15 protein-coding genes and 1 pseudogene are annotated in these 16,456 nt (G+C 55.8%); all 16 read right to left on the bottom strand.

Going from position 1 to position 16,456, the window contains the following annotated elements; translation table 11 throughout:
- Positions 1 to 19: 19 nt before the first annotated feature.
- Positions 20 to 409: a VanZ family protein gene (locus tag ASC78_RS19080; protein WP_157634491.1), complete on the bottom strand. Its 390-nt coding sequence runs from the start codon at positions 407 to 409 to the stop codon at positions 20 to 22.
- Entirely contained in the window at positions 406 to 1,584 is a 1,179-nt protein-coding gene (locus tag ASC78_RS19085; RefSeq protein ID WP_055804667.1) for a DegT/DnrJ/EryC1/StrS family aminotransferase, read from the bottom strand. Before ASC78_RS19085 ends, ASC78_RS19080 begins: the two co-directional genes overlap by 4 nt.
- 2 nt (positions 1,585 to 1,586) lie before the next feature.
- A complete protein-coding gene (locus tag ASC78_RS19090) occupies positions 1,587 to 2,249 on the bottom strand; it encodes an acetyltransferase (RefSeq protein WP_082517591.1) in 663 nt (220 codons plus the stop codon).
- A complete protein-coding gene (locus ASC78_RS28070) occupies positions 2,246 to 2,860 on the bottom strand; it encodes a sugar transferase (RefSeq protein WP_235505148.1) in 615 nt (204 codons plus the stop codon). The genes ASC78_RS19090 and ASC78_RS28070 overlap by 4 nt, the downstream gene beginning before the upstream one ends.
- Positions 2,861 to 3,004: 144 nt before the next feature.
- Positions 3,005 to 4,093 (bottom strand): annotated as a pseudogene (locus ASC78_RS28075) (glycosyltransferase family 4 protein); the annotation flags it as partial.
- A 4-nt stretch (positions 4,094 to 4,097) separates the two neighbouring features.
- Positions 4,098 to 5,234: a non-hydrolyzing UDP-N-acetylglucosamine 2-epimerase gene (gene wecB, locus ASC78_RS19100; protein ID WP_055804673.1), complete on the bottom strand. Its 1,137-nt coding sequence runs from the start codon at positions 5,232 to 5,234 to the stop codon at positions 4,098 to 4,100.
- A gap of 23 nt (positions 5,235 to 5,257) precedes the next feature.
- Positions 5,258 to 6,385 carry a UDP-2-acetamido-2,6-beta-L-arabino-hexul-4-ose reductase gene (gene wbjC / locus ASC78_RS19105; RefSeq protein ID WP_055804676.1) on the bottom strand — a complete coding sequence of 376 codons (1,128 nt, stop codon included), beginning with the start codon at positions 6,383 to 6,385 and terminating at the stop codon, positions 5,258 to 5,260.
- Between the two features lie 4 nt (positions 6,386 to 6,389).
- Positions 6,390 to 7,433: a polysaccharide biosynthesis protein gene (locus ASC78_RS19110; RefSeq protein WP_055804679.1), complete on the bottom strand. Its 1,044-nt coding sequence runs from the start codon at positions 7,431 to 7,433 to the stop codon at positions 6,390 to 6,392.
- 32 nt (positions 7,434 to 7,465) lie between these two features.
- Entirely contained in the window at positions 7,466 to 8,767 is a 1,302-nt protein-coding gene (locus tag ASC78_RS27170) for an oligosaccharide repeat unit polymerase (protein ID WP_082517592.1), read from the bottom strand.
- On the bottom strand, positions 8,767 to 9,681 hold the full coding sequence (locus tag ASC78_RS27175) for a glycosyltransferase family 2 protein (protein ID WP_157634492.1): 915 nt from the start codon (positions 9,679 to 9,681) through the stop codon (positions 8,767 to 8,769). Before ASC78_RS27175 ends, ASC78_RS27170 begins: the two co-directional genes overlap by 1 nt.
- A gap of 44 nt (positions 9,682 to 9,725) precedes the next feature.
- Positions 9,726 to 11,096, bottom strand: a complete 1,371-nt coding sequence (locus ASC78_RS27180) for a right-handed parallel beta-helix repeat-containing protein (protein WP_082517594.1) — start codon at positions 11,094 to 11,096, stop codon at positions 9,726 to 9,728.
- Positions 11,097 to 11,117: 21 nt separating this feature from the next.
- Entirely contained in the window at positions 11,118 to 12,473 is a 1,356-nt protein-coding gene (locus ASC78_RS27185; RefSeq protein ID WP_082517595.1) for a lipopolysaccharide biosynthesis protein, read from the bottom strand.
- Positions 12,474 to 13,562, bottom strand: a complete 1,089-nt coding sequence (locus tag ASC78_RS19120) for a DegT/DnrJ/EryC1/StrS family aminotransferase (protein WP_055804687.1) — start codon at positions 13,560 to 13,562, stop codon at positions 12,474 to 12,476.
- A complete protein-coding gene (locus tag ASC78_RS19125; protein ID WP_055804689.1) occupies positions 13,559 to 14,149 on the bottom strand; it encodes an N-acetyltransferase in 591 nt (196 codons plus the stop codon). The genes ASC78_RS19120 and ASC78_RS19125 overlap by 4 nt, the downstream gene beginning before the upstream one ends.
- Before the next feature lie 21 nt (positions 14,150 to 14,170).
- A complete protein-coding gene (locus tag ASC78_RS19130; RefSeq protein WP_055804694.1) occupies positions 14,171 to 15,118 on the bottom strand; it encodes a Gfo/Idh/MocA family oxidoreductase in 948 nt (315 codons plus the stop codon).
- A gap of 17 nt (positions 15,119 to 15,135) precedes the next feature.
- Positions 15,136 to 16,434 carry a nucleotide sugar dehydrogenase gene (locus ASC78_RS19135; RefSeq protein WP_055804696.1) on the bottom strand — a complete coding sequence of 433 codons (1,299 nt, stop codon included), beginning with the start codon at positions 16,432 to 16,434 and terminating at the stop codon, positions 15,136 to 15,138.
- Positions 16,435 to 16,456 lie beyond the last annotated feature (22 nt).

Below are 16,456 nucleotides of genomic sequence, written 5' to 3' on the forward strand. Positions count from 1 at the left end.
CCGGCATGCTGTGAATCCATCATTGCGCCTCCTGCCCCGTGGGACGCAGGCGGTCCAGCAAGAACGCCATGCCGGCGCCAAACAGCAACCCCACCCAATCGGCCAGCAGATCGACAGCCTCGGTACTGCGATCGGGCGTGAAGGATTGCAGCAGTTCGATGAGCCCCCCGTAGGCCAGCAGCGCGGTCAGGACGACGGCCGTGCGCCCCGGCCAGGCCCATTGGCCCAGCAGCCCCAGCACCGCAAAACCCAAGGCATGGTTGGCCTTGTCCCAGCCGGTGGTGGGCAAGGCTAGCGAGGACGGCGCCAGGCTCAACACCAGCAGCACGAGCATGGCCAGCGCCAGCAGCCAGCTCCAGACCGCGGCTCCTGGCTTAGGTAACCAGCTTCGCGCAGTGTGCAAGCTCATGCGGCGCTCGCTTCTTTCAATACCCGCTTGATGGCCACACAGCTGGCCTCCATTTCAGCGGCCGTCAGCGTGGGATGCACCAGGAACATGAGGCTGGTTTCGCCCAGGGCACGCGCCACCGGCAGGCGGTCGGCCGGCCGCCAGCCGGTGCCGTCGAAAGCCTTCTCAAGGTAGACCTCCGAGCATGAGCCTTGGTAGCAAGGAACGCCCTGGGCCTGAATGGCGTTCACGATGTGGTCGCGGTTCCATCCGGGTGCCAGCCGCTCGGGCTGCACATAGACATAGCACTTGTAGTGCGCATGCACGCTGTCCTCGGGCAGCTCTGGCACGCGCACTGCCGCATAGGGCCGGCAGGCCGCCCTCAGCGCTTCTGCATGGCCGGTGCGCCGCACCGTCCAGTCGGTCATGCGGCGCAACTGAATGCGGCCGATCACCGCCTGCATCTCGAGCATGCGCCAGTTGGTGCCAAAGCTTTCGTGCAACCAGCGGAAGCCCAGTGGGTGCTCGCGGTTGAACACCGCCTCGTGGCTTTTGCCGTGGTCCTTGTATTCCCACATGGCGCGCCATAGCGATTCGTCATTGGTGGTGACCATGCCGCCCTCGCCACCCGTGGTCATGATCTTGTCCTGGCAGAAAGACCAGGCACCCACATGCCCAATGGAGCCGACCGGCCGCCCGTTGTAGTACGCGCCATGCGCCTGGGCGCAGTCTTCGATGACCTTGAGGCCATGCTGTTCGGCCAGCGCCATGATCGGATCCATGTCGCAAGGCCAACCGGCCAGGTGCACGCAGATGACCGCACGCGTGCGTGGCGTGAGCACCTGTGCAATGGTTCGCGCCGAGAGGTTGCCGCTGTCGGCGTCGACATCGGCAAACACCGGCGTGGCACCCGCATTGACCACGCACGACACGCTGGCCATGAAAGTGCGCGGCGTCACCACCACTTCGTCGCCCGGGCCAATGCCCAGCGCCTTCAGCGCCACATCGAGCGCCAGCGTGCCATTGGCCAGTGCCACCGCATGGGCGGTGCCCGACCACAAGGCGAACTCTTTTTCGAACTCGCGGCATTCCTGCCCGGTCCAGTAGTTGACCTTGTTGGAGAGCAGCACGCGCTGCACGGATTCAGCCTCTTCGGCGGTGAAGCTGGGCCAGGGAGAGAACGAGGTATTCAGCACAATCAACCTTTGGGAGAAAACAGGCGAGCCGGATTGCCCACCACCGTGGCGCCGGCCGGCACATCGCGCGTGACCACGGCGCCCATGCCGACCACGGCACCGCGCCCGATGACAAGCGGCTTTCCGGGCTGGCCCTGCTTGATGACAGCACCCGAGCCGATATAGGCGTGGTCTTCGATGACCACATTGCCGTTGCACTTGGCGCCCGGCGCAAAGGTGACGAAATCGCCGATCACGCAGTCGTGCTCGACATAGCTGTAGAGGTTGGCGTGGAAATGCCGGCCAATGCGAATGTTGGAAGTGATGGTGACGAAGGGGCTGAGAGCCGCGCCTTCGCCCAGCGTCACGTCATCCATGCGCACTACGTTGTCTGCGCTCACCGTCCAGGGGCGCACGCCATCCGCCTTGCAAAGAAAGGCCAACTGCTCGCGCATCTTGCTGTTGGCAATGGCCAGAACGACGTAACGCTCGCTCGCCTCTTCCTGCAGAAATTCCGAATAGCGCAGCACCCGCTGGCCGTTGACCACTCCTGCTGCGGGTGCGTCGTCTATGAAAACAAGCCGCGCTTCGGCGATACCCTGCCGCGCCAGCTGCGCGCGCGCCAGCGGCATCACGCCCCGGCCGCAGCCGCTGGCGCCGTAGACGGCAAACAAGGGGTGCGTCACGACTCACCTCCGTGCGAGGCGGCAGCAGAGCCGGTGAAGCGCGGCATGGTCGCCTCGCCCGCCGCGGAGATTCCATCGCGCACCAGCACCTTGCGCACCGTGAGCCACAGGATCTTGATGTCGAGCCACAGCGTGCGGTTGTCGACGTACCAGACGTCGAGCTTGAATTTTTCTTCCCAGCTCAGCGTGTTGCGGCCATTGACCTGCGCCCAACCGGTGATGCCGGGGCGTACGTTGTGACGCCGCGCTTGCTCCGCCGAGTACAGCGGCATGTACTCAGTCAACAACGGCCGAGGTCCCACCAGGCTCATCTCGCCTTTGAGGACGTTCCAGAGTTCGGGGAGTTCGTCGAGGCTGCTCGAACGCATGAAGCGGCCGAATGGCGTGAGCCGCTCGGCATCAGGCAACAACTGCCCGCTGACGTCACGCGCGTCGGTCATGGTGCGGAACTTGACCATCTCGAACGGCCGCCCTCTGAGCCCCGGCCGAACCTGACGGAAGAAAACCGGCTTGCCAAGCTTGCGACTCACCTGCCACGTCAAGAATGCGAGAGGGATGGCGAGCAGCAACAATGCCACCGCGGCCAAGAACACATCAATCACTCGCTTCATATCGAATGTTCTTCTCGCGCCTAGCTGCCTGAAAAGAGCGCCGAACCGCTCGACGCCGATCCGCAGCGACAGGTGCTCGCGATAGTGACGCTGGGCCTTCGCTCCCATTCCTGCCAGCGCCTCAGGGGCCATGGCCGCCAATGCTTCGGCGGAAGTCGCTAACAACTGCGGATCTTCAGACGCAGCAATGACCCCGGCACCGGACTCTCTCACCAGATTGGCAGCATCGCCATCGACCGCCATGAGCAAAGGCTTGCCGGCAGCCATGTAAGCCTGCGTCTTGGACGGAATGGTGATTTCAAACAGCGGGTCTTTGCGCAGATGCACCAGCAATGCATCTGCCGCGTTCAGCAAAGTGCCGACTTCAGCCATTGGCACTGGCGGCAAGAACGCCACATTGCCCAGCTGCAGGTCCGCAGCCCGCTCGACAAGGCGACTCACCTCCACACCGCCGCCCAGCAACACAAAGCAAACACGCGACCCACGTTGTTGCAGCAGCAAAGCCGCGTCCAGAACAGCATCGAGCGCCTGCGCCTTGCCCATATTCCCTGCAAACACGATGCGGAACTTCTCGGCAGTTGGAAACGCTGCCGGCAATTGACCGCTAGGTGCCTTCAGCGAAGCCTCATCGGCCCAGTTGTAGATCACATCAATCTTTGCTTCAGGAACACCGCGCTGCATCAGCAACTTCTTGAAGCCGGGCGAAAGCACAGCTATGTGATCCACACGCTTGTAGACCCATTGGCAGACCGATGCCACGATGCCCAGGGCTCGTTCGTTGTTGAGCATGCCGGTTGCCCGCAAGGTGTCCGGCCACATGTCCTGGATGTCATAGACGACCGGAATCCGGCGGAGAAGGCGGATCAACCCAGCCGCCACGCCTACCGTCAGCGGCGGGTGGTAGGCATACATCACCGCTGGGCGCGTGGCAAAAAACAAGCCGTAGACGAACGCGGACGCCGCGAAGCTCGCGTAGTTCAGCACACGCTTGATGGCGGACTGACCATGATCGGGGTATAGCGGCAATCGCGTGACCTGCACGCCGTCTATCACTTCTCGCTGCAGCCACTTGATGCGGTAGCCGGGGTACACCTTTCCACCAGGGTAGTTTGGAAAGCCTGTCACAACCTCCACATCGAAGCCCTGCCGCACGAGCTCGCGCGCGAACACAATGCCCTTGAAGGTCGGTTCGGGATCGAACCATTGCGTCAGCAGCAATATGCGAACAGCCATGGCCTTAGTACTTCTTCCACACGACCCGATTCACGTAGTCGGTGTAGCTGTGAATGATGCGCAGCACCTTGTCCGAGACATTCGGAACGCTGTAGTCGGCGACCTGGCGCAGCCCACGCAGCTCTCCGCGAGGCTGGGTGTTGAGGATGGCCAAGCCTTGGCGCACACGAGCAACCTCAAGCCCCACCATCATTACCGCGCCCTCTTCCATTCCTTCTGGCCGCTCGTGCGCCTCGCGCAGGTTGAGTGCCGGAAAGTTCAGGATGGACGACTCTTCATTGATGGTTCCGCTGTCGGAAAGAACCGCGCGGGCGGACATCTGGAGCTTGACGTAGTCATGAAAGCCAAGGGGCTTCAGCAAGCGGACATTGGCATGAAAGCGAGCCCCCGTGGCATCGATGCGCTTTTGGGTACGCGGGTGCGTAGAGACAATGACCGGTAATCCATGATCTTCAGCCACTGCATTGAGCACATCGACCAGCTTGGCGAAGGACTGGAGAGACTCGATGTTCTCCTCGCGGTGGGCGCTCACCACAAAGTACTGGCCTCCCTCAAGGCTCAGTCGCGTGAGCACATCGGATGCCTCAATGCTCGAGCGGTAGTGCGACAACACCTCGAACATCGGACTGCCAGTCTTGATGACCAGGTCTGGCGGCAGCCCCTCTCGCAGCAAGTAGTCGCGGGCGATGGTGCTGTAGGTGAGATTCACATCGGCCGTGTGGTCCACGATGCGCCGGTTGGTCTCTTCCGGCACGCGCTGGTCGAAGCAGCGGTTGCCGGCTTCCATGTGAAAGATCGGAATCTTGCGCCGTTTGGCTGGGATGACTGACAGGCAACTGTTGGTGTCCCCCAGCACCAGCATTGCCTCGGGCTGCTCCTGCCCAAGTACCTTGTCTACCGCAATGATGAGGTTGCCGATGGTGTGCGCGGCACCCGTCGAATCTGCCGCACTGTTCAAAAAGTGGTCGGGCTTGCGAACGCCGAGGTCGTTGAAGAAAACCTGGTTGAGTTCGAAATCGTAGTTTTGGCCGGTATGCACCAGCACGTGGTCGCAATGCTCGTCGAGGCGCGCCAGCACTCGCGACAGGCGAATGATCTCGGGGCGCGTGCCCACCACTGTCATGACCTTGAGTTTTTTCATGGGAACAATCAGTAATCGAAGGTCTACAGCGGGCAGGCAAAGGTGTCGGGCCGCGCGCGGTCGAACACCTCGTTGGCCCAGAGCATGACGACCATTTCTTCAGCGCCGATGTTGGTGATGTCGTGCGTCCAGCCGGGCACGGTCTCGACAATCTCAGGCTTCTCGCCCGCGGTGAGCAGCTCATGTGCTTCGCCGGTCTGCATGTGCCGGAACTTGAAACGCGCCCGTCCCTTGATGACCAGGAACTTCTCGGTCTTGCTGTGGTGGTAATGGCCACCTCGCGTAATGCCCGGGTGGGCGGTGAAGAACGAAAACTGGCCGGCATCCGGCGTCTTGAGCATCTCGACGAATACGCCGCGCGCGTCTCCGTACTGCGGCACCGCATACGCAAACGACTCAGGCGGCAGATAGCTCACATAGGTTGAATAGAGCGCCCGCACCAACCCCGTTCCCACGCGATCGATAGTCAGCGTGTTGCGGCTGTCCTTGAACGACTGAATCTGCCGAGCCAGTTCACCCACCGTGGTGGTGTATTGCGGCGCGACCGTGGCAAAACCGTCCGCGTTCAACTGTGCATCTGCACCGTCCATCAACTGAACGAATCGTTCGATGACATCGTCCACGTACACCAGCGTGACGGCCGCGGACGGATTGTTGATCTGAATGGGGAGCTCGCGCGAGATGTTGTGGCAAAACGTGGCGACGGCCGAGTTGTAGTTGGGCCGGCACCATTTGCCAAACACGTTGGGGAGCCGAAAGATATGCACCGGGATGCCGTGGCTGCGGGCGGCGGCCTGCAGCGTCTCTTCTGCTTCGCGCTTGCTGCGGCCGTAAGGGTTGTCGAAGCCTGCCTGGGTGGACGAGGTGTAGACGACGGGAACCTTCTTTCCAGTCGATTCGGCCACGGCGCAAACGGCACGACACAGGCTCTGTGTAAGTTCTGCATTGCCAGTAGCAAACTCATGCGGGTCTTGCGGACGATTGACGCCCGCCAGGTGAAACACGAAGTCCACCCCCTTCAGCAGCGCGGGCAATTGCTCCACGCCGTCGTCGCGAGTGAAGAAAACCACCTGCACGTCCTTGCGCTCGGCCAAGTGCAACTGCAGGTTCTTGCCCACGAAGCCGCGGGCGCCGGTAATCAATACCTTCATGGTCTTATTCCTGCCCCATGGCGGGTTCACCGCGGGCAATGCGTCGCATGAAGTCGAGCTTGAGCAGCAGTGTCTTCATGCCATCCACATCGAGCCGGGTGGTGTTGTGCGAGTTGTAGTCTTCACCGTGCGTGCTGCGGGTAATGCGCTGCTCGCCCACTTCCACGTACTTGGCGTAGTTCAGGTCACGGCCGTCAGGCGGCACGCGGTAGTAGTCGCCTTGGTCTTCGGCGCAGGCCATTTCCTCTCGGCTCAACAGCGCTTCATAGAGCTTCTCGCCATGGCGTGTGCCGATCTCGCGCACTTCGTGACCAGGCTTGCGCATCACCTCCAGGATGGCTCGCGTCAGTACCTGCACAGTGGCTGCCGGCGCCTTCTGCACAAAGATGTCGCCGTTGCTGCCGTGGTTGAAGGCATGCAGCACCAGTTCGACCGCGTCTTCCAGGGTCATCATGAAGCGCGTCATGGTCGGGTCCGTCACAGTGATGGGCCTACCTGCCAGAACCTGCTCCACGAACAGCGGAATGACCGAGCCGCGGGACGCCATGACGTTGCCGTAGCGGGTGCCGCAAATAACGGTGTTTGTGCTTTCCAGATTTCGGCTGGCGGCGACCATGACCTTTTCCATCATGGCTTTGCTGATGCCCATCGCGTTGATGGGATAGACGGCCTTGTCCGTGCTCAGGCACACGACACGTTTGACGCCTGCGGCGATTGCCGCCTCCAAAACGTTTTCGGTGCCAAGCACATTCGTGCGTACCGCCTGCATCGGGTGGAATTCGCAAGACGGTACTTGCTTTAGAGCCGCGGCATGAAAGACAAAATCAACTCCTCGCATAGCTTGAGCAACGCTTCGGATATCGCGTACATCGCCGAGATAAAACTTCAGTTTCGAATGATTAAAGCGCTTCCGCATGTCGTCTTGCTTCTTTTCGTCACGACTAAACACTCGAATCTGAGAAATATCGCTCTCAAGGAATCGATGAAGAACCGCGCCTCCGAATGACCCAGTCCCGCCAGTAATCAAAAGAACCTTTTCTTTAAACATGCTTAACTTCCTCAAGCGCAAACTCAAACAAATCAATTTCTTTCTACGAATCCGCGGCCACGCCAACCTCGCTGAAAACGAAGTCCAAAGATTAGGAGAACACAAGCAACAAGTCCGTTATTAACGAGTTGCATCGGCCCCGAGGCAATCCAGGCGCCAAGAATATAGAACAAGAATGCATAGCCAGCAATTTCAAGCGACGTGTGGTTCGTCCTCTTTAAAAATCTCTTTGAAATTATGCAATACGCAAATGACAACACGGGCGGAAACAAAAAAATTCCAAACCATCCCCAATTGTAGTAAACGGATCCCCAAAGAGACACTGGCGAAGTTCCTCTATCACTTCCATAGAGGAGCGCATGAACACGATTGGCTAAATCACTGCCCTTGTATTCCCCAGGAAGTATCCCCAAAATATCCGTCAACCACTCCCCCCCGAATTGCACGGCTTGTTCGTAAATATAGCGAAACCCAACCAATGCTGAAATTTGATTGTCGCTAAACAGGCGCACAGCTAGCGCTTCAAGCGAAGACCCAATAGAAAAGTCCTCTGAACGGCCAAGAAGATAGCTAGAAATTGAAAAGAGAAAGACAAAAACAAGCGCAATTGCAACCAGCGCCGCCCTTTTAATAACAAAACGACGCGAACTCGCGATGGCCAAAAACACCATTGAAACGATTACAAACCCGACCAAAAATGCGCGCTGGCCGGTCCCCATCAGCCCCAAAATTACCGGAGCCATCAAGACGATCACCACTGGAACAAAAATCTTCCGTGATTTAATCCTCTTCTTTAAATTAAAAGAAAGCGCCAAGAAGGCAATAGGAAATAGGATATTCTTAAATTGATTGAAATATCCAGGAGCATAGTAATCATCGCCAGCATATGAAGCCAACCTCAAATCCTTGACGTCTGAAGCAGATAGACTGCTAGTCAAAGAGGTTAAAATTACGTTATACCCAACCAAGTAAAAGTACAAACAAACGGCTACACCAGAAATTGCATACAACGCGATTGAAAGGTAAAAATCGCCTTTCCGCTGGCCAATATCTACTTCAGAAAAAAAACGATGCCAATTACGCGACAAAGAAAATCGGCTGGAAAAATAAATGCTAGACAATCCATATACCAACGCCGACACAAGCACGATGGCGCCATGAGCTATGTCGGCGGGATCATTGAAATCAAGCGCAAACAAAATTCCCAACCCCATGACGCCGTTGAAGAATATGAACAGCTTTACGGGAAGAAACCACGGAACACCTTTCAGCCCGGCATAGGTCGCCCAGCCGATGACTAGAAAGATCAAAGAAAAAGCGAGCGTGAAGATCATTACCGCCCTACTAAATACTTATAAAATTTCTGCTTTAGATGGTAAGCAGTTGGTGACGCATAGGTGAGCACTTTCACCTTCTCCTTAAATCCCACTCGTGCAAGAAAAGTTATCGACCAGACAGACCCGAGCGATTTAAGGCATTCCACGACGAGCTCCGTCAACAACTGACGCTCTTTCTCTTTCGACATTTCGTTCGAGTGCTCAACATAGTACGAAAGAATGACTCGCCCTCTAGCCCACATCGAGTTCTGAAATTCTGCGAAGCTCCCTCCCCTTTTATGGGAATTTTGATCATGAATCCGATATAGAAGCCCGACCTCACCAATGTGAAGAACTTCTATATCTCGATACCTCAGATGCAATGACAACCACGTATCCTCGTTGGGAACGTCCACAGGCAGGGGAAAAATACTTCGAGCAAGGCCGGAAGGCATCAGAACCGATCCCCCCGAAATAGCGCCGATGCCCGGTTTTTTTGGAATCAGAATGCCGTCGAAACGCTTCTGCTCGGAAAACGTGCGTATCTTACAAACGGAGATTGCGTATCTTGGAATCTCCATGTTAGCGATTACTTTTTTCTGAAGTAATCGAACTCGCGCCAGCAAGGTTGCCGGAATCAATTTGTCGTCCCCGCCCATGAGACAAACGTAGTCACACTCAGCTCCGGCAATTGCCTCATTAAACGCATTATTTTTCCCTTTGGATTTGTTTTTCTTTAGATTCAATGCAGATTTGTACTTTTCCCGAAGCTCTTCCACCAAAGAAAATGTCTGATCGGAGGAAAAATCATCAACAACAATTAATTCGACTGAAAAATCAGCAGGGTATGAAAAATCAAGAACAGAAGCAATAGCCTCGACTATATATTTCTCTTCATTAAAAACAGGCATCAATATAGCAACGCGAACCACTTTTTATCTCTCAAGCAGCAATTATGGAAGCACAAGCCAAATCTTCATCTGTCCGGAATAGTAAAATTATTTCCTTCAAAATGAAATCGTGAAGCGTTAATTTTCCCCATTAGAATTTTCCTGGGAATCGCCCCTTCCATTTTATTCAGCTTAAGTTCAATTCCTTCCGTCGACGCCCCAGTGAAACTGATACCTCCTCCTCCTTCAGCCCTGTCTGTTGCTTTCGTATAGAAATAGTTCTCGCGGAAGGAAGAATTCCTCATATTTACGCTAAGGGAGCTCTCCTTGGTAGCATCTTGGATGGAATTCTTCACCACGCTTAACATCCCACAAGAGTCGACATACAAGCCTCGACCTACCGATTGAATCTCGTTCGACTCAATCAATCCATCGCTGCAATTATTTAGCGATATCGCGCTTTCCCCTACGCTATTGAATGTATTTTTTCTAATGGTGAAATTTTTCAAGCGCGCACCATTTCCAACAGGATTTGTCAACAAGATCGCATGACTGCCAACCCGCGAGATCACATTCTCCTCAATCAGTATTCGATCCGCATCGGTCGCGCGAACCGACCCTATTTGAATTTTGATTGCCTGCAGGGGGATATCGAAAAACACATTTTTGGAAACCACGATATTCTTGACGGATTCAATATAAGCGCCATGCTGTCCTGCAATATCATGAATCTGATTTCTCGTTATCTGAATGTCAGCGAGATCATCGCCCGTAACTATTCCCTGAGCGGACAGAGACAAATCGCATCCATCGATCGTCCACTTTTGAACGCCGTCTTCTACTACAACGCACGCGCCATAATTGCTAGTTTTTGACGCGATGTAATCTCGCCCTGCGCCTGTAATTCGACTGCCAATAACTTTACAGTTGACGGCTCCCGCCATCAATCGCACTCCTGCTCCAGCGAAATTAATAAGCTGGCATTTTTCAATGTCCACGCTTGCCCCGCTCCGAGCAACAACGCCCGCTGCAGAATAAACGGCGCTGCTATTTACGTAGTCTGAGCCGACACCCCTGCAATTGATGTTTTCAAATCTTCGAGCGCCAGGTCCATCACACATAAATAGCGGCGTCAAGTTTTTATCTTGAAATATCCAATTATTTCCACCCAAAACTCTCGCCGTCGCTGGAACTTGAATCGTCCCAGAGATTTTTATGTCCTCATCGATTTTTAACGCCTTACCTTTTAAAACTGAAAGTCTCAGGCCCTCGGTCAGCCTCGCAACAGGCTCTTTGCCTTTATCTAGACTTGAGTACAAGACAAAACCGCCGCTTCCTTCTTGTTCTTTTTCTTCCAGCGGGACCCGGTTTCCCACCTCAGCTCGGCTGGTTATGCAGGAAAATGTCGCGCCGGTCAGCAGCGGAATGAAATTTATTAGCCACTTGCGACGCTTCATCTGCCATTCCTTCCAAGCGCTTTAAAAAGAGCCGAGCACCAAGAAGCCTCTAACCAGTAGAGCGGCACCTAGCCACCCGGCAATAATCCACCAATTTCTTAGAGCCATTTTCGCTAGCGAGCGAAAATCGACACCTACCGAGGCCACAACCACAGCGAGATATATCAAATAAAAGCAAAAGCCCGAAAGAGCATAAACCTCGACCAGATTACCTCTTGCAAGAACAGCCGCCGCGAACACGGCGCCAACCCTTAGCACCAAACCCGTCAACTGAACTAGCAGCGCAGTTTTTTGGTTGCCGATAATATGCAATGCGAGCGAAATTGGCGAAGCCAGAAATTGCATGACTATCCATGGAGTCATCCACAAAACTATCTCTCCGGCTCTGCTCCATTCGGCGCCAAATAAAATTGGGAATATCCGTGCAGAGATCATTCCGACAAAAATCAGAGGTCCAACACCTACTCTTATCAAGCCTTCGAGGATCTTTGCAGTAAACGGAGCGAGCTCGCCGGCTCGATGTTCTTCCGGGGCTCTCGATGAGTAGACTTGGGAAAGTGCTCCCCCTATTAAAGCGACAGGAGCTTGGATAACTCGACTTGCAAGGGCTAGATACCCAACCTCAGGGCCTACGCTCCAAGCCGCAATCAGAATAATGGGAATTTGTATATTGGAGTTGTTGGCGAGCGATTCAGGAACCGCGTATTTAGGAAAGTTCCGGAATTTGAAGAAGGCAGACTTCAAAGTCTGCATGCTGATTGAGGAAAAAATTCTGGCCGAGCCGCTTCTGAGCTTGAAGAGCAGGCCAGACACCCCTGCACCGCTGATTGTCACGTGCCCGAGAATGAGTCCCAGTGGCCCTATCGAAGCAAGTCCCAATCCCAATTGCACAACAAGGCTCGCGATGTTCTGCCAAACTTTATTTATTGAAACATCAGCATATTTTTTTGATCGCAAAAACCAGTAGCTGACAGCCGTATACCAACCGATTGCGAGCAGCCCTACGGGCAACAACCACGCATATCCACCTATTAAAGGGAGCCTATGCCCAGCAAACATTCCGGCTTGCATCAGCCAAACAAGAATACATGCGATTAAAGACAAGACAATGGGGGCAAGTAGCGAGAGCCTCAGTAGGGAAAGCGCTTCTTCTTCTTTCTCGGGTTGAAGGATCGCAAGTTCAAATCTTAAACAAGCGATGCCCGAGACCACCGCTAAAATGGAGGCATACGTTGCCAAGACACTGAAGTCATTAGGAGAATAGATTCTCGTCAACAGCGGCAACGCAAGAATCAGTAATCCTTGCGAAATGACCGTCCCACTTGCAAGGATGGTCGCAGCTTTGGCCAAGCCTTCCCGTTTGACTCGAGCGTTCATTTAACTCGACGAAATAAGATTTTCTGCGACAATAATTTGATCTTTTTCAATCAAATATGGATGCATCGGCAGGCTTAGCACCATTTGCGCAGCACGGTCACCAAATGGGAGTTGAGCCTGAGCATCAACAACTGCCGGCTGTTTATTGAGGGGTTCTGGGTAATGCACCGCCGTCGGGATACCGCTCTTTTTTAGTTTGGCGGCAATCAAATCCCGGTTTGAAACAGATATGGTGTACTGTGCAAATGCACTCATATTGCGGGGGTCGATATATGGAACGACAATCCCGTCGATTCCGTTAAGCAACCGGTTATATCGAGCGGCAACGTCCTGCCTACTCTTCAATTCGCTGTCGAGGACTTGCAATTTGGCGAGAAGTACGCCCGCCTGCATTGTGTCCAAGCGACTGTTCACTCCCACTCGCACATGGTGATACCGCCGGTCCTGCCCATGCCGCGCGATCTGACGCATGACCTTGGCCAGTTCGCCATCGCTGGTGAAGAGGGCTCCGCCATCGCCGTAGCAACCCAAGGGCTTGCTAGGGAAGAAACTGGCACACGCAATGGTGCTGAGACTGCAGCTCTTGCGGCCCTTGTACGTAGCGCCAAAACTCTGCGCCGCATCCTCGATCACCGGAATGCCGTGCCTTGCGGCAATGGCGTTGATGGCGTCGAAGTCAGCGCACTGGCCATACAGGCTCACGGGAACGATGGCCTTGGTACGCAGAGTGATCGCAGCCTCCAGCAGTGTCGGATCCAGGTTGTAGGTGCGCGGGTCGATGTCCACGTACACCGGCTTGGCGCCCAGAAGCGCTACGGTTTCGGCGGTGGCAATGTAGGTAAAGCCAGGCGTAATGACTTCATCGCCCGGGCCGATGCCGAGCGCCATTTGGGCGATCTGCAATGCATCCGTGCCGTTCGCGACAGTGATGCAGTGCTTGGCGCCCGTATAGGCGGAAAGCTTTTCTTCCAACTCTGCGACTTCAGGGCCGAGGATGTATTGACCGTGCGCCAGCACGCGCTGAATGGCAGCGTCAATCTGGTCCTTGATGCGGGCTTGCTGGGCCTTGAGGTCGATGAATTCGATCATGGCGTCTTGCCTTCCCGCTTGGTTACCGCGTTGCCGTCAAGTACGTAGCGCGCTCCCGTGTGTTGGCAGATGGCTTCTGCTGAACCCTGCAGTGGCAATGCAAGCTGCTCGCCAAACTCGCTCATCCAGCCGATCTGTTGGGCTGGCACTCCGACCACGAGCGCATAGGCCCGCACGTTCCTGTTGACGACGGCGCCGGCGCCGATGAATGCGTATTCGCCCACGGTGTTGCCGCAGACGATGGTGCAATTGGCGCCGAGCGTGGCGCCCCTGCGGACCAGCGTGCGCCGGTATTCGTTCTTGCGGGTGACGGCTGCTCGCGGGTTGTAGACGTTGGTAAACACCATGCTGGGGCCGCAAAAAACGTCGTCTTCCAGCGTGACCGCGTCGTAGACACTCACGTTGTTCTGGATCTTCACGTTGTTGCCAATGCGCACGTCGTTGCCAACGTAGACGTTCTGGCCGAGCGAGCAGCCCTCGCCGATCTGCGCCTTGCCACTGACGTGAACCCAATGCCAAATGCGGGTGCCGTCGCCAATTTCGGCCCCTGAATCAATGATGGCGCTGGGATGTGCGGTGTAGCTCATGAGCCTCTCGAGTGCAACGCGTCAGGCCAATTGACGAACGTAGGGATGTGTTTCGCCCTGCTCGCCTTTGGTGAGCGTGGCGCTACGGATGACATTTACGGTCTCGATGCAATGCCTTGCGTCGGCTAATCCGTATCCGCGCCCCGCCAAAATCTCTCTGTAGCTCGTGGTGTGAAGGTCGGTAAAGCCTTCGGAAAATTCGAGTTGCTCACCGCTGACGTCGATGTTGCGGTAGGTCGGCTTCTTGCCTTTGACTTCTTCCGGGAGATCATTGGCATCGATCGACAGAAACCAGCGCACACGGGCGCGCTCGTATTCCAGGTAGCCCGCGGCCTTGGCAACGCCGCTGTGGTGCACCACGTTTCGCTGCAGTTTGCCGAAGATGAAGTGCAGCATGTCGTAGAAGTGCACACCAATATTCGTCGCCACCCCAAAGGACTTCCGGTTGTCGCCCTTCCAGCTTTCGGCATACCACTTGCCGCGAGACGTGATGTAGGTGAGCTCCACATCAAACTTCGTGTCCGAAGGCGCCTTGGCCACCTTGTCGCGCAGCTTCAAGATGGCTTCGTGATGGCGCAGTTGAAGAATGTTGTAAACACGCTGGCCTGTTTCCTTTTCGACCAGCGCCAGTTCATCGACTAGCTCCGGCGTCGGGACCAAGGGCTTTTCGCAAATCACGTCGGCGCCCAAGCGCAGCCCGGCCGCGATATGGGAGTGATGCAAATAGTTGGGGCTGCAGACAGCAACGTAATCGAGGGCACTTGCTGGGTTGCGCTTGAGTTGCTGAGCGTGCTCCTGAAAGCGTTCGAACTCGGTAAAGAATTCGCTCTGCGGAGAAATGCTGTCGATGATCCCGACCGAATCATTGATGTCATAGGCCACGGCGAGATGGTTTCCCGTGTCCCTGATGGCGCGCATATGGCGCGGTGCGATGTAGCCGGCTGCACCGATGAGGGCAAAGTTCTTCATTGGGTCTTCTTCAAATTTCAGAGGCGGAAGACGGTAAAACCGACTTCGGCGGCGTGGTGCCGGTTAAACAGGCTTTTGACGTCTGCCAGCACAGGCTTAGCGCCGCGGCACATGCTGCGCAAAGCACCAGGATTGGTTTGCCGGTATTCGTTATGGCCAACCGCCGCCACAAGTGCATCTACCGGATGCTCGGCATCCACGACGCCCAGTTGCAGGCCGTATTCGTGTGCCACCTCTTCGGCATCAGCCCAGGGATCGGCAACCACGACCTGAACACCCCAGGTTTCAAATTCGCGCACCATGTCAACGACCTTGCTGTTGCGAATGTCTGGGCAGTTTTCCTTGAAGGTGATGCCCAGCACGCCAACGCGGCAGCGCGGCACGTCCATGCCATTGCGCAGCATGTGCTTGATGGTGTTGCGCGCGACGTACCGGGCCATGTTGTCGTTGATGCGCCGGCCCGCCAAAATCACCTGGGGGTGATAGCCGACTTCCTCGGCCTTGTGCGTAAGGTAGTAGGGGTCGACACCAATGCAATGCCCACCGACCAGCCCGGGCCGGAAGGGCAGAAAGTTCCATTTGCTGCCCGCAGCCTCCAGAACATCCAGCGTATCGATGCCCAGCCGATCGAAGATGACCGACAGTTCGTTCACAAGCGCGATGTTCAGGTCGCGCTGCGTGTTCTCGATGACCTTGGCCGCCTCTGCCACTTTGATGCTCGAAGCCCGATAGGTGCCAGCCGTGATGATCTCGGCGTAGAGCTCGTCGACGATCTGCGCAACTTTGGGGGTGGAGCCGCTGGTGATCTTCTTGATCTTGGTCAGCGTGTTGACCTTGTCGCCAGGGTTGATCCGCTCGGGGCTATAGCCGCAAAAGAAATCGATGTTGAATTTCTTTCCATTGCTGAACCTTTCCAGCACAGGCACACACACCTCTTCGGTGGCACCGGGATAGACCGTGGATTCGTAAATGACGATCGCGCCGGGCGGCATGACTTTGCCCACGGTTTCGCTAGCCTTGATCAGCGGAGTCAAGTCGGGTCGATTGGCGCTGTCGATAGGGGTGGGCACCGTGACAATGAAAACTCCGCAATCGCGCAAGTCAGCCGTCTCGGAGGTGAAGACCAACTGCCTTGCGGTCTTCAGCTCTTCCGATGTGATTTCAAGCGTGTGATCACGCCCCTGCCTGAGTTCGGCAATGCGCTTGGGGTTGATGTCAAACCCAATGACATCGCGCTTCTTTCCGAATTCGACGGCCAGAGGCAGGCCAACGTAGCCCAAGCCAATCACGGCAATTTTTAAATTGTTCGAGTTCATTCGGGTCTAGTCCCGGAGATAA

The sequence above is a fragment of the Variovorax sp. Root318D1 genome (assembly GCF_001424835.1).
GTDB lineage: Bacteria > Pseudomonadota > Gammaproteobacteria > Burkholderiales > Burkholderiaceae_C > Variovorax.